This window comes from Flavobacterium sp. 5 (assembly GCF_002813295.1).
Taxonomy (GTDB): Bacteria; Bacteroidota; Bacteroidia; order Flavobacteriales; family Flavobacteriaceae; genus Flavobacterium.
In genome coordinates, this window is the sequence record NZ_PHUE01000001.1 from 4,304,168 (window position 1) to 4,327,374 (window position 23,207).

The 23,207-nt window shown below is 38.7% G+C and carries 25 protein-coding genes and 1 pseudogene; 15 read left to right on the forward strand and 11 right to left on the reverse strand.

Annotated features, from left to right (window positions below):
- Positions 1-21 precede the first annotated feature (21 nt).
- From CLU82_RS18080 to CLU82_RS21040, 13 genes and pseudogenes are all read left to right on the forward strand, one after another.
- Positions 22-870 carry a hypothetical protein gene (locus CLU82_RS18080; RefSeq protein WP_100844415.1) on the forward strand — a complete coding sequence of 283 codons (849 nt, stop codon included), beginning with the start codon at positions 22-24 and terminating at the stop codon, positions 868-870.
- Positions 871-1,076: 206 nt separating this feature from the next.
- Entirely contained in the window at positions 1,077-1,382 is a 306-nt protein-coding gene (locus tag CLU82_RS18085) for a DUF4134 domain-containing protein (RefSeq protein ID WP_100844416.1), read from the forward strand.
- A 12-nt stretch (positions 1,383-1,394) separates the two neighbouring features.
- Complete coding sequence (locus tag CLU82_RS18090; protein ID WP_100844417.1) at positions 1,395-1,724, forward strand: DUF4133 domain-containing protein; 330 nt, start codon at positions 1,395-1,397, stop codon at positions 1,722-1,724.
- On the forward strand, positions 1,721-4,216 hold the full coding sequence (locus CLU82_RS18095) for a TraG family conjugative transposon ATPase (protein ID WP_100844418.1): 2,496 nt from the start codon (positions 1,721-1,723) through the stop codon (positions 4,214-4,216). Before CLU82_RS18090 ends, CLU82_RS18095 begins: the two co-directional genes overlap by 4 nt.
- Positions 4,217-4,249: 33 nt before the next feature.
- Positions 4,250-4,882: a DUF4141 domain-containing protein gene (locus CLU82_RS18100; RefSeq protein ID WP_100844419.1), complete on the forward strand. Its 633-nt coding sequence runs from the start codon at positions 4,250-4,252 to the stop codon at positions 4,880-4,882.
- Positions 4,883-4,885: 3 nt separating this feature from the next.
- Positions 4,886-5,878, forward strand: coding sequence for a conjugative transposon protein TraJ (gene traJ / locus CLU82_RS18105; RefSeq protein WP_100844420.1), 993 nt, complete (start codon positions 4,886-4,888; stop codon positions 5,876-5,878).
- 24 nt (positions 5,879-5,902) lie between these two features.
- Positions 5,903-6,526, forward strand: a complete 624-nt coding sequence (gene traK, locus CLU82_RS18110) for a conjugative transposon protein TraK (RefSeq protein ID WP_100844421.1) — start codon at positions 5,903-5,905, stop codon at positions 6,524-6,526.
- Positions 6,527-6,536: 10 nt separating this feature from the next.
- Positions 6,537-6,965, forward strand: coding sequence for a hypothetical protein (locus CLU82_RS18115; RefSeq protein WP_100845075.1), 429 nt, complete (start codon positions 6,537-6,539; stop codon positions 6,963-6,965).
- A 310-nt stretch (positions 6,966-7,275) separates the two neighbouring features.
- Entirely contained in the window at positions 7,276-8,604 is a 1,329-nt protein-coding gene (gene traM / locus CLU82_RS18125) for a conjugative transposon protein TraM (protein ID WP_100844422.1), read from the forward strand.
- Between the two features lie 25 nt (positions 8,605-8,629).
- Entirely contained in the window at positions 8,630-9,523 is an 894-nt protein-coding gene (gene traN / locus CLU82_RS18130; protein WP_100844423.1) for a conjugative transposon protein TraN, read from the forward strand.
- A 27-nt stretch (positions 9,524-9,550) separates the two neighbouring features.
- Entirely contained in the window at positions 9,551-10,111 is a 561-nt protein-coding gene (locus CLU82_RS18135) for a conjugal transfer protein TraO (RefSeq protein ID WP_100844424.1), read from the forward strand.
- A gap of 11 nt (positions 10,112-10,122) precedes the next feature.
- On the forward strand, positions 10,123-10,563 hold the full coding sequence (locus CLU82_RS18140) for a DUF3872 domain-containing protein (RefSeq protein ID WP_100844425.1): 441 nt from the start codon (positions 10,123-10,125) through the stop codon (positions 10,561-10,563).
- A 107-nt stretch (positions 10,564-10,670) separates the two neighbouring features.
- Positions 10,671-10,957: pseudogene (locus CLU82_RS21040) on the forward strand (molybdenum ABC transporter permease).
- A gap of 481 nt (positions 10,958-11,438) precedes the next feature.
- Here CLU82_RS21040 and CLU82_RS18150 read toward each other — a convergent pair.
- The 8 genes from CLU82_RS18150 to CLU82_RS18185 all read right to left on the reverse strand — a co-directional run bounded on the left by CLU82_RS18150 (position 11,439) and on the right by CLU82_RS18185 (position 16,917).
- Entirely contained in the window at positions 11,439-12,245 is an 807-nt protein-coding gene (locus tag CLU82_RS18150; protein WP_100844427.1) for a PRTRC system ThiF family protein, read from the reverse strand.
- Positions 12,245-12,967: a PRTRC system protein B gene (locus tag CLU82_RS18155; RefSeq protein WP_100844428.1), complete on the reverse strand. Its 723-nt coding sequence runs from the start codon at positions 12,965-12,967 to the stop codon at positions 12,245-12,247. The genes CLU82_RS18150 and CLU82_RS18155 overlap by 1 nt, the downstream gene beginning before the upstream one ends.
- On the reverse strand, positions 12,964-14,139 hold the full coding sequence (locus tag CLU82_RS18160; protein WP_100844429.1) for a hypothetical protein: 1,176 nt from the start codon (positions 14,137-14,139) through the stop codon (positions 12,964-12,966). The genes CLU82_RS18155 and CLU82_RS18160 overlap by 4 nt, the downstream gene beginning before the upstream one ends.
- A gap of 17 nt (positions 14,140-14,156) precedes the next feature.
- Positions 14,157-14,375: a PRTRC system protein C gene (locus CLU82_RS18165; RefSeq protein ID WP_099715392.1), complete on the reverse strand. Its 219-nt coding sequence runs from the start codon at positions 14,373-14,375 to the stop codon at positions 14,157-14,159.
- Between the two features lie 17 nt (positions 14,376-14,392).
- On the reverse strand, positions 14,393-14,929 hold the full coding sequence (locus CLU82_RS18170; RefSeq protein ID WP_100844430.1) for a PRTRC system protein E: 537 nt from the start codon (positions 14,927-14,929) through the stop codon (positions 14,393-14,395).
- A gap of 43 nt (positions 14,930-14,972) precedes the next feature.
- Positions 14,973-15,281, reverse strand: a complete 309-nt coding sequence (locus tag CLU82_RS18175) for a hypothetical protein (RefSeq protein ID WP_157813401.1) — start codon at positions 15,279-15,281, stop codon at positions 14,973-14,975.
- Between the two features lie 141 nt (positions 15,282-15,422).
- On the reverse strand, positions 15,423-16,496 hold the full coding sequence (locus tag CLU82_RS18180; protein ID WP_100844432.1) for a DUF932 domain-containing protein: 1,074 nt from the start codon (positions 16,494-16,496) through the stop codon (positions 15,423-15,425).
- A gap of 43 nt (positions 16,497-16,539) precedes the next feature.
- Entirely contained in the window at positions 16,540-16,917 is a 378-nt protein-coding gene (locus CLU82_RS18185; protein ID WP_100844433.1) for a single-stranded DNA-binding protein, read from the reverse strand.
- A 772-nt stretch (positions 16,918-17,689) separates the two neighbouring features.
- On the opposite strand from CLU82_RS18185, the gene CLU82_RS18190 reads away from it, so the two are divergent.
- Positions 17,690-17,833: a hypothetical protein gene (locus CLU82_RS18190; protein ID WP_198520239.1), complete on the forward strand. Its 144-nt coding sequence runs from the start codon at positions 17,690-17,692 to the stop codon at positions 17,831-17,833.
- A 471-nt stretch (positions 17,834-18,304) separates the two neighbouring features.
- Here CLU82_RS18190 and CLU82_RS18195 read toward each other — a convergent pair whose 3' ends face one another.
- From CLU82_RS18195 to CLU82_RS18205, 3 genes are all read right to left on the reverse strand, one after another.
- A complete protein-coding gene (locus tag CLU82_RS18195) occupies positions 18,305-19,555 on the reverse strand; it encodes a type II toxin-antitoxin system HipA family toxin (protein ID WP_100844434.1) in 1,251 nt (416 codons plus the stop codon).
- Positions 19,556-19,615: 60 nt separating this feature from the next.
- Entirely contained in the window at positions 19,616-19,906 is a 291-nt protein-coding gene (locus CLU82_RS18200; protein ID WP_100844435.1) for a helix-turn-helix domain-containing protein, read from the reverse strand.
- 144 nt (positions 19,907-20,050) lie between these two features.
- Positions 20,051-20,467: an EamA family transporter gene (locus CLU82_RS18205; RefSeq protein WP_100844436.1), complete on the reverse strand. Its 417-nt coding sequence runs from the start codon at positions 20,465-20,467 to the stop codon at positions 20,051-20,053.
- 248 nt (positions 20,468-20,715) lie between these two features.
- Here CLU82_RS18205 and CLU82_RS18210 point away from each other — a divergent pair, with 248 nt between their 5' ends.
- Complete coding sequence (locus CLU82_RS18210) at positions 20,716-23,172, forward strand: outer membrane beta-barrel family protein (RefSeq protein WP_100844437.1); 2,457 nt, start codon at positions 20,716-20,718, stop codon at positions 23,170-23,172.
- The last annotated feature ends 35 nt before the right edge of the window (positions 23,173-23,207 follow it).

Below are 23,207 nucleotides of genomic sequence, written 5' to 3' on the forward strand. Positions count from 1 at the left end.
GTTCTTTAAAAACAGAATATTATGGAACGAGAATTACCGACAGTGAACATCGAAGGAACTGATTTTTTTGTAGATGTTATAAAAAATGAGCTGAAGGAAAAAGGCAACCCTCAAAACAGGATGAGCATTAAAAATATGCTGTATGTTGGTGACGGTTACCGTTTTCAGTATGATATGACAATCAATAATTTTCTTCCTTTTGGAGCATCAATGGCTCTGGGCAATAACAACCATTCAAAGGAAATAAAAATCCCCAATCTTGTAGAGCTCGATCCTATAGGTATGGCAAAAAAGTACAACCGAACAATAGAAGAAATTTCGGGAAAGACAGATTTTGAATTGACGATAAAACCGGGAAGTCCGATTGATTTGCGATGGAACAAAAAAATATTGCCAACATTGGATATTGCTGGACACACCTTTTATGTTGATTTAGTGATGGACAAGCTTCGACCAAAAGATGACTTTAAGTCCAAAGGAATAGATTTATCTGAAATAAGGGAGTATTATGATCGTTATTACCAGGCATATATTATTCCTTATAATCCAAAAACGCGTGAATTTCAGGAAGTGGGTATTCGAACCATTACCGAACTGCCCAAGGAAATCATAGTGATAAAATTTCCGCATCTTAGTGAATTGGATAATGTTGGCTGGAACATAAAATATGGTTTTGGGCCCGGACACCTTATAAAAGAAGATACTCTTCAATTACACTTTAAAGCGAGAACACTACCATGGAAGGAAACCAATATTCCAGAAAATATTAAGCTAAACCTTGAAGAACAAAAATTGGAACAAAAAGAGAAAATAGAAGCCAAGAAATTGTCAGATATATTCCCTGAACAAAAAAAGGGTAGAAAAATGTAAAACATTCATTTTATGGATAAAAAAAAGAAGCGTCAGAGCCAAAAGTTCTGGCGTTTTTTTATGCACAAACATTAATCATAATGCCACTCACTACCAAGTAATTCCACAAACTGCCGCTTTGTTATAGCTCTTCGTTTTCCATGAGATATTTGTCTGGATAATCTGCATGGAGCAGGCTAAACATAACAATTTAAAATGTTAAAATCATGGAAAAACAAAGAAAAAAAATCCTGCTGGCAACAATGGTAATGCTGACAGGCTTCAGTGTGTTGGCACAGGGAGACGGTTCAGCTGGTATCACCGAAGCCACACAAATGGTTACGTCCTATTTCGATCCTGCCACACAACTCATCTACGCTATTGGAGCCGTGGTAGGTCTCATTGGAGGGGTTAAAGTGTACGGTAAGTTCAGTAGCGGAGATCCCGATACAAGCAAGACAGCAGCAAGTTGGTTTGGTGCGTGTATCTTCTTAATCGTAGCCGCTACCATTTTACGTTCATTCTTCCTTTAATCCCACGGGCTTATGAATTACAATATCAATAAAGGCATCGGAAGAACAGTAGAATTTAAGGGGTTGAAAGCACAATACTTGTTCATTTTCGCAGGCGGACTGCTTGGTACACTGATTCTTGTAATGATTATGTATATGGCTGGCGTAAACTCTTATATCTGCCTGTTGCTTGGAGCAGGCGGTGCTTCGCTGATTGTATGGCAGACCTTTTCATTGAACAAAAAGTATGGGGAACACGGCCTGATGAAAATTGGGGCAAGAAAAAGACACCCACGATACATCATCTGTCGCAAGCCGTTACACCGCTATTTAAAGTTCACTTCTAAATCGAATGCCTTATGAGAAATGTAGCCAAGACCACAACACTGGAAAATAAGTTTCCCTTACTTGCGGTAGAAAACAATTGTATTCTATCAAAGGATGCAGACATTACCGCTTGTTTTGAAGTGCGTTTGCCGGAACTGTTCACGGTGGCTTCTGCTGAATATGAAGCTATTCATTCCGCTTGGCACAAAGCCATCAAGACTTTGCCCGATTATACAGTTGTCCATAAACAGGACTGGTACATCAAGGAAAACTATGCGCCAGACATTGCGAGCGATGATTTGAGCTTTTTAGGTAAATCTTATCAGCAGCATTTTAACGAACGCCCTTTTCTGAACCATTATTGTTACCTATTCCTGACCAAGACCACTAAGGAAAGAATGCGAATGCAGAGCAATTTTTCATCGCTTTGCAAAGGTGCTCTTATACCAAAAGAAATCAGGGACAAGGAAGTGATCCATCGTTTCATGGAAGCCGTTGGACAATTTGAACGTATTGCAAATGACAGCGGATTTATGGGGCTACGACGTTTAACGGAAGAAGACATCATTGGTACGGATGAAAAACAGGGACTACTGGAACAGTATCTAACACTGTCAAGGGAGGCCGGAACACCAATGCAGGACATTGCACTCGGACCAGAAGAAGTCCGTGTCGGCAACAAAAGATTGTGTCTGCACACCTTATCCGATACGGACGACCTGCCTTCGGCAGTATCAGCAGATACTCGTTACGAAAAACTATCTACCGACCGGAGCGACTGCCGTTTGTCGTTTGCTGCTCCAGTGGGCTTGTTGCTAAACTGCAATCACATCTACAACCAATATCTGTTTTTGGATAACAGCGAAGACAACCTGCAAAAGTTTGAGAAGTCTGCAAGGAATATGCATTCACTGGCTCGTTACAGCCGTGCCAATCAAATCAATAAAGAATGGATAGAGCGATACTTGAACGAAGCACACAGTTTTGGGCTATCCTCCATCAGGGCACACTTCAACATCATGGCTTGGTCGGATGACCCGAGTGAATTTAAACAGTTAAAGAACGACTGCGGTAGTGCTTTGGCTCTGATGGAATGCAAGCCCCGTCATAATACCACCGATGTAGCTACGCTCTACTGGGCAGGAATGCCGGGAAATGCTGGCGATTTTCCAAGTGAAGAAAGCTTTTATACGTTCATTGAGCCTGCTTTATGCTTATTCACTGAAGAAACCAACTATCACAATTCACCATCGCCATTTGGGATCAAGATGGCAGACCGTCTGACCGGAAAACCCATCCATTTAGATATTTCCGATTTGCCAATGAAGCGTGGCATTATCACAAACCGGAACAAGTTTATATTGGGGCCATCAGGAAGTGGTAAATCTTTCTTTACCAATCACATGGTTAGGCAATACTATGAGCAAGGAGCACATGTCCTGCTTGTTGATACCGGTAACTCGTATCAAGGGTTGTGCGAACTTATAAAAGGAAAAACCAAAGGCGAAGACGGGGTTTACTTCACTTACACAGAAGACAATCCCATTGCCTTCAATCCTTTCTATACAGATGATGGCGTGTTCGACATAGAGAAAAGGGAGAGCATCAAAACATTAATCGTGACCTTGTGGAAACGTGATGACGAACCGCCGACCCGCTCCGAAGAAGTAGCATTATCCAATGCAGTAAGCGGTTATATCGAACGCATCAAGCAGGATGATACCTATCCTTCATTTAATGGCTTCTACGAATATGTGCAGGGGGATTACCATAAGGTATTGGAAGAAAAACAGGTGAGGGAAAAAGACTTTGACATTGCCAATTTTCTCAATGTACTGGAACCGTATTACAAAGGAGGCGAATACGATTACCTGCTAAATTCCGATAAGCAGTTAGATCTTCTTTCCAAACGCTTCATTGTGTTTGAAATTGATGCAATCAAAGACCATAAAATCCTCTTCCCAATCGTGACGATCATCATCATGGAGGTGTTCATCAACAAGATGAGAAGATTGAAAGGTATCCGTAAACTCATTTTGATTGAAGAGGCTTGGAAAGCGATTGCCAAGGAAGGCATGGCTGAATATATAAAGTACCTATTCAAAACGGTTAGGAAGTTTTTCGGCGAGGCTATAGTAGTAACACAGGAAGTCGATGACATTATCCAATCACCCATTGTCAAAGAAAGTATTATCAATAATTCTGATTGCAAAATCCTGCTCGACCAGCGCAAATACATGAATAAGTTTGATGACATACAGGCCATGCTTGGACTTACGGACAAGGAGAAGGGGCAGGTACTTTCCATCAACATGAACAATGACCCATCACGGCTTTACAAGGAAGTATGGATTGGTTTGGGTGGAACCCATTCGGCAGTATATGCCACAGAAGTGTCCGTAGAAGAATATCTCGCCTATACCACCGAAGAAACTGAAAAAATGGAAGTGATGAAGCTTGCTGGTGAACTGGATGGAAATGTAGAGCAGGCCATCAAGAGGATAGCCCTGCAAAGAAGAGAAAAGTAAAACAATTATTAATCATTTAAAAATAAAAGAGAAATGAAAAAAATACTATTCATGGTGTTGACAGCTCTAATGCTGGCTATAGCACCGTCCGCAAAAGCCCAATGGGTGGTTACAGACCCCACAAACCTGGCTTCAGGCATTCTTAACAGTGCCAATGAAATTGTACAGACTTCATCCACGGTATCCAATGTTATCAAAAATTTCAAGGAAGTGGAAAAGGTATATAATCAAGGCAAGGAATATTATGACAAGCTGCAAGCCGTCAACAATCTTGTGAAAGATGCCCGTAAGGTACAACAGACCGTACTATTGGTTGGAGATGTTTCCGAAATGTATGTTCAGAATTTTGGCAAAATGATGAACGACCCCAATTTTTCTGCCCAGGAATTGATGGCTATCGCCAATGGTTATGCGGCACTGCTTAATGAAAGTACAGCACTGCTGAAAGAACTCAAACAGATCGTAAGCTCTTCCAGCTTGTCATTGAATGACAAAGAGCGTATGGATATTATTGACCGTGTGTACAAAGAAATTAAGGAATACCACAGCCTTGTACGCTATTATACGAACAAAAATATATCAGTAAGCTTTCTAAGGGCAAAAAAACAGAATAATAGTAAAAGAGTACTCGAACTCTACGGGACTGCTAACCAAAAATACTGGTAGGTTATGGAACCTAATAATCTTCATGAGGTTCTGCGCTCCTTGTATGATGAGATGTTGCCACTGTCCGCCGATATGGCGGCAGTGGCTAAAGGAGTGGCTGGGTTGGGAGCCTTATTCTATGTAGCTATTAAAGTATGGCAAGCACTAAGCAGGGCAGAACCCATTGATATGTACCCTTTGCTCCGTCCTTTTGCATTAGGCATCTGTATTATGTTTTTCCCGACAATGGTTTTAGGAACCATCAATGCAGTGTTAAGCCCAGTGGTTCAAGGGACGCATGCCATCCTCGAAAATCAGGTACTTGACCTGAACGACTTACAAACAAAAAAGGATCTGTTGGAACGGGAAGCCATGCTTCGAAATCCTGAAAATGCCTATTTGGTATCTAACGAAGAGTTCGATAAAAAGCTGGAAGAACTGGGCTGGTCACCATCTGATCTGGTCACGATGTCGGGGATGTATATGGAAAAAGAGATGTACAGGATTGAGCAGTCTGTAAAAAACTGGTTCAGGGAATTGCTGGAAATCCTATTTCAGGCAGCTGCTCTGGTGATTGACACCATACGTACTTTCTTTTTGATTGTATTGTCCATACTCGGTCCAATTGCCTTTGCCATATCGGTCTGGGATGGTTTTCAATCCACACTCACGCAATGGCTTACCCGATATGTCAGTGTGTATTTATGGCTACCTGTAGCAGACCTGTTCAGTTCCATGCTTGCCAAGATACAATCCCTGATTATAGAAAAGGATATCGAAATGCTTGCTGATCCGACTTTTATTCCAGATACCTCAAATACCGTGTATGTGATTTTTATGATCATCGGTATTGTGGGATATTTTACGATACCAACCGTGACAGGCTGGATTATTCAGGCTGGCGGTGCAGGAAATTTCAACCGTAATGTGAACCAAACTGCAATGAAAGTAGGAAATATTGCCGGAGCTGGAGCAGGTTCGGCAGCAGGAAATATCGGGGGTCAACTACTTAAATAATGTAAAACTATTAATCAGTAAAAAATGGAATTTAAAACGCTAAGAAATATCGAAAACAGTTTTCGCCAAATCAGATTGTATGCCCTTGTATTTGCCGTTTTCTGCATAAGTGTTACAGGATATGCCTTATGGCAGTCGTACCACTTTGCGGAGGAACAACGCCAAAAGATCTATGTACTGGATAATGGTAAGTCACTGATGTTGGCACTTTCACAGGATGCATCCATCAATCGTCCAGTTGAAGCAAGGGAACATGTAAGACGTTTTCACGAACTGTTCTTTACACTGGCTCCCGATAAGAACGCTATAGAAAGCAATATGAGACGTGCGTTTAATCTTGCCGATAAAAGTGCCTTTGATTATTACAAAGACCTTTCGGAAAAGGGATATTACAACCGTATTATATCAGGTAATGTGCAGCAGCGTATCGAAGTGGATAGTGTGGTCTGCAATTTTGACACCTATCCCTATGCGGTCCGCACCTATGCGAAACAGTTCATCATCCGTTCCAGCAATGTGACCAAACGTAATCTGATTACTTCCTGCTATCTGGTCAATTCCGTCCGTTCGGACAATAACCCGCAGGGCTTCAATATAGAAAAATTTTCAGTGGTCGAAAACAAGGACATTGAAGTTATCGAACGCTAAAAATAATCGTATGGAAACATTTTCAGATTTAAACACTTTCGCTATAACCCTTACCGAAAAAGGATATAGCGGTTATTTCCACACTCAGGGCGCGTATCCCGGAAAGCTAAAAGACAGTATCTGTGAATACCTCGAAAGTTGCCAAAAGGGTGCCGACAATTTGCCTAAACTGGAATTGTTGCTGACAAGCTATCTGCAATGGTCGGGAGAAGATAAGCCTCGTGTAGAATGCAGTATGTGGGTAAAATACTTGAACGGCAAATTCTCTCTCAACAGAATGGAGGTAGCAAAAAAAGATGGCTTCGGACAACTGATGAAAAAATCAGCTCTGACAGACCTTTCTATACTATCCGTACCCAAAGCGATTGCTTCAATCTCTTTGGTTAGTGAAGAACCGAAGCAAGAGGCAGAAAAAAGTCCAAAGCGTTTCAAGCTATAACAAAAGAAATTAGAAGGCTATGAAAAAATTAAGAACAACTATGGACAGATACTTTGACAAGCTGGATAAACGTTGGCGGGTATTGCCAATACAAAAACAGCATCAATGTATGCTGTACTTCTTTGTGGGTTATCTGCTACTTACTGTGGGGGTCATTGGCAAAGTAGGGTATAAAACTTCAAAGTCCCGAAACGATATAGGCATTGAGCATATCGTGAACCCCATCCACAAAAAAAATGAAAGTCCTACAAAAATGAAAGTCCTACAAAATTGCAGGATACATTAACAACAATTTTAAAATATAAGATTTATGAAAGAAAATGAGAACAAAAAAACGGTTGTTCGGGTAACGGAAGGTAACCCTGCAGCAACCGATGAGGTACTGCAAGACAGTACACAGGATAAAGTCCAGAAGCTAAAAAAGCCACTGATATTTGGTTTAATGGGAATCGTATTTGTAGGCTGTATGTACCTGATCTTTAAACCGTCTTCCGAGAAAAAGGAAATCGAGAAAATCGGACTGAACGAGGTCGTGCCACAGGCTACGGGTGCAGGAATGCCTGACGATAAGGGTAAGGCATATGAAGAGGAAATGCTGGAACGTAAGAATCAGGAAAAACGGAACGATCTCACATCTCTTTCTGATTACTGGAATGAAGACGGAAAAGGAGAGACGGGAGAGGAGCTGTCTGAAGAGGAAGAAAGCTACAGTAATGCCAACGGATCTGGAAAAAACAGTAATCCCGCTTTGAACAGTTACCGCAACGTGCAAAGTACATTGGGCTCTTTTTATAAGGACGATAATTCTGAAACGAAGGAACTCCGTAAGCAATTGGAAGAATTAAAGGAAAAACTAGCTGAGAAAGACGTTCCTGCGGGAGTAACGGTAGATAATCAATTGGCATTGATGGAGAAATCTTATCAGATGGCTGCAAAATATCTTCCTTCTGGTACAAATACGGGAGAAGCTGTACCAGCCAATAGTGCTGTTTCTAAGTCTTCTTCCTCTACACAAAAAGAGCAGTTTGTGGCATTCAGTTCTACAAGAAAGAACACCGTATCTGCCTTGTGCCGTGAGCCTACCGATAGTGTCTTTTTAGCTGATTGGAGTCAAAACAAGAACAGCCGTTTTTATACTGCAGGTGCTTTAGAGCAAGTGGTACAACCCAAAAACAGTATCAAAGCCTGTGTACAGGAAACGCAGACCATTATCGGTGAAAGCGGTGTACGCCTCCGCTTATTGGAACCGGCCCAAACGCCTAATCGTACCATTCCCAAGGGAACAATTTTAACGGCTAACGCCAAACTTGAGGGAGGACGTTTACAGATGAAGGTTATTTCCATAGAATTGGACGGAAACATCCTCCCGGTTGATATTACGGTTTATGATCTGGACGGTCAGCAAGGTTTGTATGTGCCGTATTCGCCCGAAATGAATGCCCTTACCGAGATGGCTGGCAATATGAGCCAACAATCTGGTACAAGCCTGATGCTTACCCAATCAGCAGGACAACAGGTTGCCGCTGATTTGAGCCGTGGCGTAGTTCAGGGCATTTCGGGTTATTTCTCCAAAAAAGTGAAGACACCGAAAGTTACTCTAAAGGCAGGGCATCAACTGTTCCTTGTTTCCAAAAAATAATGTTAAACGAAAATAGAATTAAACAATGAAAAATTACTTTAAAACCTTTTGGGCATTTGCCCTAATCATTGGCTTTGCCGTATCTTCTTTTGCACAGGACAGTGCAAAAACTTCTCTTACATTGGGCAAGATAGAACCATACTGTATGGAAGTTACTTATGACAAGACTTCGCATCTGATTTTTCCAACCGCTATCCGCTATGTGGATCTGGGCAGTGAATACCTGATTGCAGGAAAAGCTGAAGATGCAGAAAATGTACTTCGTGTAAAAGCATCGGTAAAAGAGTTTGGGACCGAAACCAATTTTTCGGTGATTACCAATGACGGCCATTTTTACAGTTTCAATGTGCATTACAGCTCATCCCCCGAGGTGTTGAGTTATGACCTGCTGACAATGCAAAAGACAGTGGATAAAGCTAGCGGAAACGACGTGCTTTTTGAAGAATTGGGTAATAACTCACCATCACTGGCAGGCTTATTATTGGAGACCATTTACAAAAACGATAAGCGCATTGTAAAGCATATCGGAGCGAAAAGTTTCGGCATACAGTTTTTTCTCAAAGGAATTTACATCCATAATGGTAAATACTATTTCCATACGGAACTGATAAACCGTACCAATGTTCCTTTTCAAATTGATTTTATCAATTTCAAGGTAGTAGACAAGAAGATAGCAAAGCGTACCGTGGTACAGGAAAAATCAATGATACCACTACGCACTTACAAGCCACTGGGTGAGATTGACGGCAAAACAACAGAACAAAATGTGTTCCTGTTAGACCAGTTTACCATTGCGGATGACAAGATGTTGCTGATTGATATTTTCGAGAAGAACGGAGGAAGGCATCTAACCCTTCAGGTAGAAAATTCCGATTTGATTAAGGCTCGTTTGATTACCGATATGCACTTGAAATTTTAATAATCCATTAAACGTATTAACAGAAAAATGAAAAAGTATATCTATACGGCGATGTTTATCCTTATAGGCTTCACTATCGCACAGGCACAACGAATGCTGCCTAAACAAAAAGGGTTGGAAGTAAACGCAGGAACCTTATCCGATGACCATCCAGGCAGGAACTACTATCTCAATATCGGTATGACTGTAAACGGTAAAAATGGCAATTACCAGCTTTGGGCTTTGGAATACACGCACCAATATGATGAGTATAAAGACCTCTGTTTACCACAGGAAACCTATACAACCGAAGGTGGTTACAGTTTCTTTCTGCTGGGTGACGCCCGTAAGAGCATTACCCTTAATACAGCCATAACTGGTGTACTGGGTTATGAAAGTATTAACCGAGGCAAAAATCTGTTGTATGATGGGGCAAAAATATTGACTGAAGACAACTTCATTTACGGTGCAGGCGGACGGCTGTCTTTTGAAACATATTTGTCCGACCGTTGTGTATTGATCCTTCAGGGGCGCACTAAAGTTTTGTGGGGTACTGACTTGGAACAGTTCCGAACTTCAGTAGGTCTGGGATTGAGGATTAACTTTTAAAATATAAAACTATGACAGCATTTTTCAATAGATTCAAAATAGGCTTACTGCCAATGTATGTATTGCTGGCAATCCTGATAAGTTCTTTTACATCCTGCAGTAAAGACGAACTTGAAATACAAAATGATTTCCCTTTTGAGCTAAAGGTGATGCCCGTACCCAAAGAAATTGCTAATGGCAATACCGTGGAGATTAGGATAACGATACAGCCAACCGGCAATTATAATAACACGCAATATTATCTTCGCTACTTTCAGTTTGATGGACAAGGAACTTTGCAGTATTATGAAGAACCGCCGTATCTGCCCAACGATTTGTACCCGTTGCAGGCGAAGCAATTTAGGCTCTATTATACTTCGAACTCCACTGTATCGCAATCCTTTGACGTATGGATTTCGGATAATTTTGGAAACGAAAAGCAATTGAATTTTGAGTTTAACAGCAACGACTAAAATAAATATTAATAAAAACCGACTTCTAAATAGGTCGGTTTTTTGATTTTTAACTTTTCTCATAAGATGATTTTGTTTAAATTTACTTGGATTATAATCTTTATAATATGGATGCAGTTACTTCTCAATTGGCACTGGGTATTATTCCCCTTGTTATAGCATAGGACTTATCTACTGGATAAGCCGCAGAAAGTTTTACAGACGTAATATGGCTGGTTTGGAAGGTTTTTCGAGTTTTGAGGCATCTTTGTTTGTCTGCTTCTTGGAACGAATAGGCAAGTGGCTTGCATACGGCTTGATTGTTATTAGCATTCTTTTTTTGTGGTCATATTCAAGGATGAAAAAGGATAAGGAAAAACAACAGCAAGGAGTAAAAACAGAGCTGTCTGTGTAACGTTAATATTCAAAAGCGCAAAAAAAATAGCTAAAAGATGGATATTAAATTGTTAAATACTTTGTTTAAATAAAAATATATAAAATATTGTTATTTAAATATTTAGGAGATATTTGTAAATGTAATTCTATGTTATCTAACATAGGAATAGGAACATTTGGTAATTCCGATGTAACTGTTTTTTTTAATTATAAATTTAAGAAATAAAACCTTAGACCGTAAAATGTTAAAACCCAACTTTAACCAAGCGACCTTCTTTTGCTTCTTTTCTTTGGTCGCTTATGCGGAAAGAAAAGAAGTCCGCTAAAACTATGAAAGGGATAATGTATATCCCTTAGAAATAGAATGGCAACCTGTTTGATAAAATACGGAGTGAGGAAGCGAAGGGTGTATTTTGGCAAAGTGGTTGTACCGATTTGACGCAAAAAGACTTTTCCGACCATCGGAAGGGAGTGTCTTTTTGCCGCCCGATTTTCGGTTATCAGGCGACTTTTATGGGGTGGGTACGAAAGTCCTTCAGATTGTGGAAAAAGCCCCTGTACGGCGTCATACCATATCGAAACAAGTTCCATAAAAGCGAACAGCCCATCTGGGTTAGAGAGGAATTGATAAACAAATCCTGTTTCTCCAATGCTTCCGCTAAACTGCAACTTGGCGTGTCGTCCTCTTGTTCGGACTGCTTCAATAATTCTCCAAATTCTTCGGTAATCATTGGCAGGCTTGCCACCGTTTCGTATTTTTCCGAATCGGGTTGGTGAATGTTTCCTATGGTGGATAGCAAAACTTGTCCTGTATGCTGGCTGTTGCCAAAATCCAACCAATATTTCGGTTCGTCCCTGTGGTGTCTGCGGCTGCTTATTTCACTGAGTATTTCAGCAACACCAAACCTCGCCTGTACATTGTCCACGCAGGTGATGTAAATAGTTGCCTGTGCTTCTTCGGGTATTCTGCCCAAACTGTCCTTTTCAAACTTTACGGTTTCGGCTTTCCAATTTGTCCCTGAAAAGCGGTTTGCACGGTTGATGAGTGCAACGGATTTGTATAACCCTGTTTCACTTTCAGCAAAACGCTGTCTTCCTAAATTGGCAGTGGTCACAATATCATCATCCCATAGACAGACACGTAAGCCTGTGTGTCCCAATTCGATTAAGCTGTGGTTCATTTCCATTAAAGCGGTCAAAACCTTTGAGCCTGTACCACCTGCACCGATTAAGTTTACCGCAATGGGATTGGTGGGGTTTATCAGATAGTTATCTGTAAAATGTACTTTTAGTTTCTCGGTATTCATCACAAAATATTTTTAAGGGTTTTGTTGTTCTTTTTTAATACATCTTTAGGAAAGGTTTCGTTTGTTTCAATCAGCTTTTTCCAAAGGCTTACGCAATTCCCTTTTATGGGATTTTGTTTTCCTAATAAATGGCTGAAATAACTGTTAAAAAAGTAGTCTTCCCAAGCACTTATAAATTCCTCCACGGAAGCGGAATTTTTAATATCTATGCTTACTGTTCCCATACATACTTTGCCATCTTCATAAATGTTGAAGAAAGGAGCAAAATACAATGGTGTCTTTTCTGTTGGTCTTCTGTCAGTAGTAAGAGCAAATACAGCAAGGCTGTTTTTACTGGCATACCAAAGCATTGGCGGTACATATGCTTTGCCGTTGGGTATGCCCAAGCCGTTCACAAAAAAGAATTGCTGTTCCTGTGCTTTGGTGTACCAAAGCACCGTGCCTTTTTCGCTCGGATTGATATGCAGTATATTGGTCGGCAAAATTCCTTTTGGCTTTAAAAAGGCTTTGTCCTTTTCTTTGTCGGTGTGTAACGCCTTTGCCAGCACTTTAGCTTCATTTACGGTCAGTGGATGGGCATTGACAGGATTTCCGTTTTTGTCCATATCAAAATGCTCCACATATATATCGGCGTTCGTTCCTTTGGTTTGGTAAAAAACCAATGCGGATTTTGGGTGGTACAGCGTTCCGAAATTCTCGGTTATGTCGTTTGCGTTGTTCATTTTCTTGTCGTTTTATAATCATACAGTAGTGTGCAGAGTTCGTCCAAAAGGGCAAACAGGCGGTTCTCAAAATCAAGATTAGTTTTGGTAATGCTGCTTCCGTCAAAGCGTTTGCAAATGGTCGGTTCTTCCATTGCTCCATACTCGTTAAACTCATTGTTAATACTGTCGGCAAGTCTTTCATACAGCCAGCCTGTGGTATCTGCTATAAAAGAGATGTATTTTTCCATTCCAACAGTTTCGGATTCGTTTTCATCATTATAGGGGTCTTCTTGGGTTATTGGAGCGTTTCGGAAAATGCTCTCGTGTGGATATTGCGTATAAAGGGCAAAGGCATTGCAAGCCACTTTTTGACACTCTTGGTCGAATATATCACGGCTTTTAAAATGGTTTAAACGCTGTTCAAATACCTGTAAATTGATACGGTTGAACAGTTTTTGTTCTATTCGTTCGCCTATCCATTCGGCTTTTACAATCTCTGCAATACAGCTGTCCGTTTCTTGGGTATAATCATCCTGTTCGACCCAATCGTTCATCATTTCGTACATCCAATATAAATAGCTATTTTCCTGTCTGTAATACGGTATATCGGCAATATGGTACAGATAACTGCAAACCGAAACAAGCAATTGAGCCGTCTTTTTACGCTTTGGGTCATTGAGCATTTGAAAGAGTGGTACAATTGGAATATAGTACAGGGTTGTACCTGTGCTGTATTGTTCTTCGCTCGTAAAAAATGTTTTCTTACTATCCTGTACCAAACGTAAAGTATTCCAATTGACATTGTTCTTTTTTAACTTGGTTTCAGCATCCCACATAGCCAAAGCTATATTATAGGGATAGCCATAATCCTGAGTTTGTAATGGTTCAATGTCGTAATGTTCTGCAAGCTGGGAAAGCGACTTGTAAAAATCTCTTTCCATTTTTGCTGTTTTCGTACAAGCCTGTACGGATTGCACTGTTTTCAGTTTAGGCAGAAAAACACACTTTAGAAAACCATTGGAAGCATTGCTATCGGTACGGATTTCTGTTTGTCTTTCCGAACCTCGTTTGCATCTTTGGCTCTCTGCATCCAATGGGCGAACTCGCCTAATTGTTGATGCAGTTGCCGTTGTGTTTTTTGTTCGGGTATGCTGATAGTTCCCGATAGGATATTGCGTTGCATAGTTCATCGTTTTTGATTTTTGGTTTAACCTTTTGTCCCCATTACGCTTTCCAATTTGTATTCTATCCTATCATCACGGATAATTGGGGCAGATACTTTTGCCGTGGTTAGTATGGGATACGTATTGGCATAAAAATTCAATACCGCTTCCACACTCCAACGTGGTTCGGGGTCGGTTAGTCTGATGTCCTGTCCTTTATCTTTAAGTATAAATACTCTTTCTAATTGTGTTGCTAATAACATAACTCTTGGATTTTGTATTAAACATTAGGTTGCTCTGTTGCAAACAAACCTGTTGAAGAAAATTTGTCTGATAGTTCCGATTTGCGTTTTCGTATCTCGTCAGCCTTTTCGGGGAACTCCGTCATTTCGGGTACTTTCATCCATGCATCACGGAATTTGCCTTCTTTTTCCAATTCATCCGCTTTTGCCATTCCTTCTTTAAATTTCTTGTCTTTGGCTTCCTGTTCCTTTTTCTCTTTTTCGCCTTTTTCCTTTTCCATTGCCGATTGCTTTTTAGCTTCTTCCAACTGTTTCATAAAGGCTTCCATATTTATCATTAAACCTGAAGCGGTTTGCAAAGGAGTTGTTATCTGCTGAAAAAATCCCTCGTCCAATTCTTCTGCCGTTCCTCTAAGATTAAGTGGTGGTATTAGTTGTTTTGCGTTATCTCCGCATTGTTCGTTTTGAAGTATTATAGAAACAATAAGGTTGTTTTCTATGCCCTTTGAAATAGTGAGTTGTAAATCTCCTGTAATGCCCATTTGTGCTATCTGATTGAAAAAATTTGTGTTCATCGTTCTAAAAATTTAATTGTTGTTTAATGGTTCTTTTTTAAGACTATCTACGGTCAACGAACGACTCAATTTTCAAAGTTGCTCTTCTGTTTGCCCAATAAACATACTCAAGGGCTCCTTTCTTCGTTCTGAATCGTCTGCCGTTTACGTTCCAACGTACTTTTATCCTACGGATAGTTGATGGTGTTCTGAATGCATCATACGTAATTCCAGTAATTTCAGTCTCTTTTTTAATCTTGGCAACTTCGATATATACCCCCTTTTGTTCAACATTAGGATAGTGTGTTGACAGTAAGAGGTTGTTATTTGGGTCAAAGATTTCAAAACGGACAAAATCTTTGTTATTCAACATAATGTGGAGCAGTTCTGATAAATTGAAATTCCAATTAAGCCCTATGTTTTTTACCTGGTATTCCTTATATGTTATAATTCCGATATTCATAGCTGTTGTTTTTAAAGGCTATCACCATTCAAGGCGATTGCCTGTGGTTATTTAATTAAGGTTTAAGATTTCCGCTCCGTCTGTTGCAAATGAGGTGCATAGTTCAAAAGCCTTTTGCGACTTTAGCTGTGCCGTTCCACCCATTACAATACTTTGTAACTTGGCTTCATCATCCTTGTAACTGCGTACATTTTGGTAGTAGCCTGTTACAGCATTGTACGCCCCGAACAATGTACCTTTGGTGGTGTCCATTTGTTGAGTGTCGCTTGTCATAGCGTATGCAAAGGCATCTTGCACCACATTTTTAAACACTGTGGAAACTTCATCTTCCGCACCCTTTTTAAGCAAATCCAATGTTTCCTTGTTCGGGCAAAGCGCCAATTGGATTAGCTTTCTTACTTCTCGGTCAGTAACCTTTACCTTAACCCACTCATTGAAGATGCCCTCTAACTGTGTGCTTAGGGTATTCGCCAATCCCATAATCTTGTGGGCGTTCTCAATACGCTGTTTTGCTCCCGAAGTATGTTTGATACGCACTACGTTGGTCATACTGCGAAGCGAGGCATTAAGGGTATTTTGGCAAACAATGCGGATAGGGGTGAAGGCTGCTGTTATGCTTCCACTGCCATCGTGGGAAGTGGTTAGGAAAATGTACTTTTCCGTAACATCATCGCCATTACCCACTCGGATATAATCGGGCAGTTTGGCTGTGATAAATATGCGTTCGCCCTGTCCCAATGCCCCTGCGGTTTCATACATTATGCCTTCGCCACCCCCTACAATAGCATCAAAGAAATTGAATGCCTCACGGTTTTGTACGATGTGGTAGTCTTTGCCAACCACACCCAATACGGCATTGTTATCGGTACGGATATTGGCGTAATAGTTGGGTACTTCCAGTTCACTACTGCCTATTTCGATACCGTTTGCCGTTTCAATGATTCCTGAGCCTTTGGTATATAGCGGACTTTTAGCCACTTCATAGTCTAAGCCTGCCTGTTTTATGGCTTCCGAACTTGTTGGGTAGTCCTCTACAATTTGCCCTAAACCATGCCACGCTTTTTGGTTTACGCTAAAGAATGAATAGTTTCCTGTTTTCTCGTTGAAATTGATATTATGTGCCATGATATAATGATTTAAAAAGTTTAAAAAAGGTTGATGCTAGTTGTTAAAATGGGAGGTCGTTCTCTGGCTTGTTAGTGGTTGTTCCTGTGGTAGCCTGTACCGTTTCCGATTTTTTACCGCCACCATGCGTTTTGATTTGCGAGGTGTTGAAGTTCAGACCTGCGTACACTTCTCCGTTATTGCCTGTCCATCCTCTTGCACTTACTCTGCCCGTGAGTTCCACAAGAGTACCTTTCGTGAGTATGTTTGCTACTTTTGAGTTAAGCCAATAAGCACAATCAAAGTAGGTTGTCTGCTCAATACGTTCGCCCGCTTTATTTCGGTAGCTGTCATTGATGGCAACTGAAAAATTCACTACTTGTCTGCTGTTTGACAATGTGCGTACCTGCGCATCTTTTGTCACTCTTCCGATAATGTTCATGATTTCTGCTTTTTTAGTGGATTAATTTTTTTTGGAATTTTATTTATTTGGCAATGAGAGGAGGTGCTGTTTTGTTTCATCATTACCATTTTTAATATTTTATTTTTCATTGCTGACATTTTTTTTATTCGTCTAAAGAGCCGGAGTATGCTATGTTTTGTTTCATGAGCATAAAAAGGTTAGTGTTTAGCAATAGCAAGGCTTTGACAAAAAATACAACCCGGATGGGTGGAGATTTTTTGTCAAATACGCAGGACCCGGCCTTGCTATTGCGTTAAGAACACGGAATTACCTTTGCTCCTGAAATAAGACAAAAGCATACAGGTTCTTTGAATACAAAAATGAAGGGGAAGCAACGAAGAGATTGGGAAATGGTTCTAATGATCAGAAAATTTCATCAATATGACAAAATCTCTAAATCGATGTTTAAGATTTTTTTAAAAAACTACTGTTGATAGAGTTATTGATTAATAATATTAGATGCAGTTACAGCACAAGTAGTGGGTGCTGATGTTGTTATACGGCTAAATAACTACATAGTTGTTCACTAATATTAAGTGTTCGCGTTTTCGTGAACGTAAGCATAACGTGAACATGATGAATGAGCAGACAAATGCTATATCTCTGATGATGATTCAAAATCATCCTTCAGGAAACCTCACAATCATTATTGATTAATCTATTTATTATATTTGCATGATAGGCTAATTACAGTACAGCACAATAGGCTAGTTTATGTTTTACTTCATATTTGTGTACATACATCCCTATTATGGAAGGCAATGGCAGGATGGAAAGATTCCTAATGAATGTGATGTTGGCCTCTGGAGGATTCCCTTGGACTGCTATTCCTGTTCAAGAACATGATCCTTACATGGCAGCTCTTGAAAGCGCAAGTTTGGGAGTTGATATATAGTTCTTTATAATATTTTTTTCAAGACTTGTAAGTGAAAGCTTAAAGGGGAAACCAGTCGCAAGAATATAAATAGTTATGCGTCATTATAATTCTCGAAAAAAAATCAGCTCTTGTTTGTAGACTTGTTTTTGTTCAAAATCATAAGTGATTTTTCTGACTGCATCAGACATTTTGATAAGACCAAGAACTTAACGAATTCAATGCCTATCTATTAAACTATTAATATCGATTGCAACATTATTTTTTGAATTGTAATCAACGGAAAAACTAACTAATTTATCTTTTGACCAATAACAGTCAGACGCTTTAGCTTTAATTATGATTTTTGAAAAAAATATTGAAGCATTCCAATTTATTTCAGCTTCTAACGCTTTATCATCTTAATGATTTTCCCATTTAGACTTAAATGGCTTAATTATGTTTTGGATTTCTTTTATGTTGTCTTGAATCATAATTACTCTTGTTAAATATCTAAACGTGGAATGCTTTCTCCATCAATTCTTGTTCGCTTCTGGGGATTCCTATCTCTTTAGCTATTGTTCTCCAGTTGCTTGTTACCTTGAGCACTTCCTGTATAATGGTTTCCATTTGTTGTTTGTTTAGACGAAAATATTCTCCGACGTTTTTTGCCAATTCAAAATCAAGATCATTGTTATCTGTGTCTATGTTTAAGGCTAAACCGTCTTTGTCGATAGAGGGATTCAGGTCATAGGCCGGGGATAGTATCCAGCCTTCTTTGGTTAGTATGAATCCGTGATTTCTTAAATGGTCATCTGTGTTAGAAATGGCAATATTGAAGATTATTCTGCGCCATAGCTGGTGTAAATTAGTCTCAATGTTTGTTCCGTAGTTGCTAATGAATTCAGCTATATCTAAATAACTTGCTGGATTATCCCGGATAGTATCTTCATTATTTCTGGTCATTGTCATGGCGGATGCAAAGTGAATTCTTTCTCCGTTTTCCCGGTCAAAACGTTTTGTAAAAAAGGTGTGGTAGTTACCCATTATTTTTTCTATTCGGCATGGTGTCATTTCTATTCCAGCATTTATTGCCAGTTGATAGGCTAGAAATTCCCAGGCTGCTTTATCTGTTGTATCTGTTTTAGATGGAAATTTGGCAATCCAAAGACTTTTATCTGCATCAAGGACATTGGCTTTTGGTCTTGCTCCGCCTAATGAGGAACCTGGAGCCATTAAAACGGATAACCATTTTTTTACTTCATCATTATCATCGTCATTTTCAAAATTAGCCGCTGCGTTTTGCAATTCACGAATGGATGACCATGGTGGAGTAGAAGCTGTTTTATTGTTGTCTAGAAAATCTTCTTCGGGGTTTGTTTTAAAACGCAATGCTCCCATACGGCTTTCATCGTATACTCCTAAAAGAAAATCAATATCGTACAGTGTTTTAGGTTTTTCATTATTTTCTCTTGCTAACTGAGCTTCTCTTCGTTTCATTAGTGTACGTCCCCAAGTGTCGGGCATGCTGTCTAGGAATATGCCAAAGTTTTCTTTCTGGTTTGGGTATTGTGGACCACCGTATAATTGAATGTCCGGGTCGAGTATAAATTTTTGTTCTGATTTAAGCCACTCGTTATCGTATTTAAAGCTGAATGTTTTTTTACTTTTGGCTTGTTGTGCCGATAGTATACCAATGATTTTTGGTTCAGACATTTCTTTCCAATGTGCGTAAACGTATATGTCGGTTTTGTTGGTGGACATTAGGAATGGTTTTGGTTTTTGATGGTTAGGGTTTAATTGACTGTACTCGTTATGATACTATTATTTTAAGAGTTCAAGATCCTGGAGTTTTCTTCCCAGTTCATCATCTGCAGCGAGTTTTAAAAAATCATCCTGAAGTCCTAATACTCTTAGCACATTAAAATAAGCACCAATAGCAACGCTAGGATTACCTTTTTCTATTTGATATAAAGTAGTCCTAACAATATCTGCTCTTTCTGCTACCTGAATAGCAGTTAGCTTTCTTCTTTTTCTGGCTAGTTTTATGTTTTCTCCCATCTGCTCTAATGTCATTTGGTGCTTAGGAAAAACGGTTTGTTTCTTTCTGTTCATTGTTCAAAATGTTCATTATTATGAACAAAAGTAGTATTTATGTTCATAGTAACAAACATTTTTGTTTTTTTTATCTTTAAAAGTTAGAGATTTTCGATCTTTTATGACTATTTGTTTTAATTGCTATTTTTAAGAATTATTGGTTTAACTGTATATAATTATAATAGTACCTCCAATGATCATAACAACACCTATAATTCCAAGAGGACTTATCTTTTCATTCAAAAAAAATACTGATAAAATTATAGCGATCGCAACACTTATTTTATCAACTGGCGCTACCTGAGAGACTTTTCCAATTTGTAAAGCTCTGAAGTAAAATATCCACGAGAGTCCGGTTGCGATTCCTGATAAACATAAAAAAATCAGATTTTGCTTTGTTAATAAATGAATAGTATTGGTACCTCCTCTAAAAAAGGCAATTCCCCAGGCCAGGATTAGAATTATAACAGTTCTAATAGCAGTAGCTAAATCGGTATCAACTCCTTTGATTCCTATTTTAGCAAAAATCGCAGTGAGCGCCGCGAAGAAAGCAGAAAGTAAAGCAAATATCCACCACATAATTCTATTTTTAAATTTAACTTAACATCATAAAATGGTTGGCTAAATTTAAGACTAAGTTTTAGTTTTTTTACTAGGGTATTAAAATATTTGTAGTTTTCAGGTTGTTAATCAAAAAAAATAAATGGAATTTGAAACGATTCCATGCTGTTTTAAATGTTATTTCAACATTAAATAAGTAAAAGGAGTTTACTTATTCAGGATAAATTCAGATTTACTGTATTATTTTGGCGTCATAAATTTTTGATATGCGTTATTTTATACTAAGCCTTTTTCTTTTGTTCTCATTTACAGCTGTTGCACAATTGTCTATTGTAAAAGGTAAAATTACAGGTAAAGTGATTGATTCGGAAACAAAATTACCTATAGAAATGGCAATAGTCAGTATCTATAGAATAGGAGAGACCAGCGCTTTTTATGATTTGAGCACAGATCGAAATGGTGTTTTTTCAATTAATAATCTTTTAAATGGCGACTATCGTATCACTATAGATTTTATAAGCTATCAAACGTTAGTTTTAAATTCTGTAATCATAAAACCTACAGCTATAGCAGTAAATCTTGGTAATGTTTTACTTGTCTCATCGTCCAATGAACTTGATGAAGTAAAAATAGTTGCAAAGACAGCAACGCTACAAAATAAGATTGATAAAATGGTTTATAATACTTCCAATGATCTTACAAGTCAGGGTGGAGTTGCCACTGATGTTTTGAAAAAGATTCCTATGGTCAGTATTGATATTGACGGCAATGTAGAATTACAAGGCAATACTAATATTCGTTTTTTAATTAACGGAAAGTCATCCAGTATATTTGGAGCGAGTGTTTCAGAAGCATTACAGTCCATACCTGCAAGTCAGATTAAAAGTGTAGAAGTTATTACAAGTCCAGGGGCCAAATATGATGCTTCGGGTACGGGAGGAATTATAAACATTGTTTTGAAGGAAAGTAAAATTCAAGGAATTAACAGTAGTATTAATTTATCAGCAGGTACGCGTTTGGAAAATGGTTCATTTAATTTAAATGCACGCAAAGGAAATTTTGGGGTTGGCATTTATTTTAGTGGCAACAAACAATTAAAGACAATAACAAAAAGTTCCAGCGACCGTGTATCATACAATATTGCTAAAGATAGTATTGACAGATTGTATCAAAATGGGGTGAGTCCTTTTACAAGAAGCGGGTATCAAACAGGGGTAAATTTTAATTGGAGCATAACTGAAAAAAATGAGTTAACGGCTACTTTGGGTTACAATTATTTTGCAAATAATACATCGGGAATGATATCGCAAAATCAAATATCCTCTTTATCTGACGGAACAATTTTTTCAGAGATAATCAGTGAAAGAAACGCTACCAGTAATTTTAAAAATAAAGCAACCGATTGGAGTTTAGGCTATAAAAAAGCTTTTGAAAAAGAAGATCAGGAATTAAATGTATTAATTACTTCCAGTTATGGCAGAAGTGCCAATGGAGCAGGACAACAAACCAGTTATCAAGATGCTGCTTATTCTACATCAGGACTGCAAAGCACTAATCCGGGCCAAGATCATCAAGTAGAGTTGTCTTTAGATTTTGTGCGACCTATTGTTAAAGGATTTACATTAGATATCGGATCCAAGATAGCTTTAGAGGATATAAATAATAATGTGGTTACCGATACTTTAGCTGTTGATGGTTCTTATGTAAATAATCAGGGGCAAACTTATGGTTTTAAATATAAGCGCAATATCTATGCAGCTTATTTATCAAGCACTTTTTCTTTATTTAATAATTTTTTAGTGGGTAATGCGGGCTTGCGTTATGAGCGTACCAATACTACAGCTAATTTTGTTAGAGTTACTATACCTGATTATAATATTTTTGCTCCATCCTTTACTGTTCAGCATCAGTTTAGTGATGATAACTCTATAAAGTTTGCTTATAATTATCGTATCGAAAGACCGGATTATGAAGAGCTTAATCCTTTTTTTAATATTAGTGACCCTCATAACATCAGTGTTGGGAACCCTTTTTTGAAACCTGAAATAAGTAACCGATATGAACTTGGATACAATAAAAATTTCAATAACGGAGCAAATCTATATCTCTCGGGATACTATCGCTATAATACAGATGATATTCAGCCTCTGACAACATTTCATTCTACACTAACCATTAATGGAACTGATTATACGGATGTAACACTGACACAACGTTATAATATTGGTTCTCAAACCAATATTGGAGCAAGCGTTTTTGGGTCAATATCGGTATATGAAAAATTAAACTTAAGATCAACTATTGAATTTGGAGAACGAACCAATACAGCACCCGGTCTTGGGAGTGTCAGTGGTTTTGTTTATAGGGCTAATTTAAATTTAAGCTATCAGTTTGAACCCACTATGATGGGGGAAATTTTTGGAAACTATCGGTCTTCTCAGAAAAATCTAAGAGGAGAACGCCCGGCATCTTTTCTTTACAATATAGCTGTGAGAAAACAGTTTTTGAATAAAAATGCAAGCGTAGGAATCACAATGACTAATCCTTTCAGTAAATACCTGAATCAAAGATCAACCAGTTATGGAGAAAGTTTTAATCAAGTAAATGTTAAGGAAGTGCCTGTTCAATCTTTCGGTATTTCCTTTAGTTATAAATTTGGAAAGCTTGAATTCAAAAAAGGAGAATCAAATGAAAGTAATGGACAGCCTGAACCGGCATTTTAAGGATAAAAAACGGTTTTAAATAAAATCAATTTGCA

Excerpts from the sequence above, each read along its gene's own strand:
- CLU82_RS18095 (WP_100844418.1), top strand. The coding sequence starts at position 1,721 with ATGAGAAATGTAGCCAAGACCACAACACTGGAAAATAAGTTTCCCTTA.
- CLU82_RS18210 (WP_100844437.1), top strand. The coding sequence starts at position 20,716 with ATGCGTTATTTTATACTAAGCCTTTTTCTTTTGTTCTCATTTACAGCT.
- CLU82_RS18155 (WP_100844428.1), bottom strand. The coding sequence starts at position 12,967 with ATGAACAACGCAAACGACATAACCGAGAATTTCGGAACGCTGTACCAC.
- CLU82_RS18090 (WP_100844417.1), top strand. The coding sequence starts at position 1,395 with ATGAATTACAATATCAATAAAGGCATCGGAAGAACAGTAGAATTTAAG.
- CLU82_RS18170 (WP_100844430.1), bottom strand. The coding sequence starts at position 14,929 with ATGAACACAAATTTTTTCAATCAGATAGCACAAATGGGCATTACAGGA.
- CLU82_RS18180 (WP_100844432.1), bottom strand. The coding sequence starts at position 16,496 with ATGGCACATAATATCAATTTCAACGAGAAAACAGGAAACTATTCATTC.
- traJ (WP_100844420.1), top strand. The coding sequence starts at position 4,886 with ATGGAACCTAATAATCTTCATGAGGTTCTGCGCTCCTTGTATGATGAG.
- CLU82_RS18100 (WP_100844419.1), top strand. The coding sequence starts at position 4,250 with ATGAAAAAAATACTATTCATGGTGTTGACAGCTCTAATGCTGGCTATA.
- CLU82_RS18085 (WP_100844416.1), top strand. The coding sequence starts at position 1,077 with ATGGAAAAACAAAGAAAAAAAATCCTGCTGGCAACAATGGTAATGCTG.
- CLU82_RS18115 (WP_100845075.1), top strand. The coding sequence starts at position 6,537 with ATGGAAACATTTTCAGATTTAAACACTTTCGCTATAACCCTTACCGAA.
- CLU82_RS18185 (WP_100844433.1), bottom strand. The coding sequence starts at position 16,917 with ATGAACATTATCGGAAGAGTGACAAAAGATGCGCAGGTACGCACATTG.
- CLU82_RS18160 (WP_100844429.1), bottom strand. The coding sequence starts at position 14,139 with ATGAACTATGCAACGCAATATCCTATCGGGAACTATCAGCATACCCGA.
- CLU82_RS18200 (WP_100844435.1), bottom strand. The coding sequence starts at position 19,906 with ATGAACAGAAAGAAACAAACCGTTTTTCCTAAGCACCAAATGACATTA.
- CLU82_RS18140 (WP_100844425.1), top strand. The coding sequence starts at position 10,123 with ATGACAGCATTTTTCAATAGATTCAAAATAGGCTTACTGCCAATGTAT.
- CLU82_RS18150 (WP_100844427.1), bottom strand. The coding sequence starts at position 12,245 with ATGAATACCGAGAAACTAAAAGTACATTTTACAGATAACTATCTGATA.
- traK (WP_100844421.1), top strand. The coding sequence starts at position 5,903 with ATGGAATTTAAAACGCTAAGAAATATCGAAAACAGTTTTCGCCAAATC.
- CLU82_RS18190 (WP_198520239.1), top strand. The coding sequence starts at position 17,690 with ATGGAAGGCAATGGCAGGATGGAAAGATTCCTAATGAATGTGATGTTG.
- CLU82_RS18165 (WP_099715392.1), bottom strand. The coding sequence starts at position 14,375 with ATGTTATTAGCAACACAATTAGAAAGAGTATTTATACTTAAAGATAAA.
- CLU82_RS18135 (WP_100844424.1), top strand. The coding sequence starts at position 9,551 with ATGAAAAAGTATATCTATACGGCGATGTTTATCCTTATAGGCTTCACT.
- CLU82_RS18195 (WP_100844434.1), bottom strand. The coding sequence starts at position 19,555 with ATGTCCACCAACAAAACCGACATATACGTTTACGCACATTGGAAAGAA.
- CLU82_RS18205 (WP_100844436.1), bottom strand. The coding sequence starts at position 20,467 with ATGTGGTGGATATTTGCTTTACTTTCTGCTTTCTTCGCGGCGCTCACT.
- CLU82_RS18175 (WP_157813401.1), bottom strand. The coding sequence starts at position 15,281 with ATGTTGAATAACAAAGATTTTGTCCGTTTTGAAATCTTTGACCCAAAT.
- traM (WP_100844422.1), top strand. The coding sequence starts at position 7,276 with ATGAAAGAAAATGAGAACAAAAAAACGGTTGTTCGGGTAACGGAAGGT.
- traN (WP_100844423.1), top strand. The coding sequence starts at position 8,630 with ATGAAAAATTACTTTAAAACCTTTTGGGCATTTGCCCTAATCATTGGC.
- CLU82_RS18080 (WP_100844415.1), top strand. The coding sequence starts at position 22 with ATGGAACGAGAATTACCGACAGTGAACATCGAAGGAACTGATTTTTTT.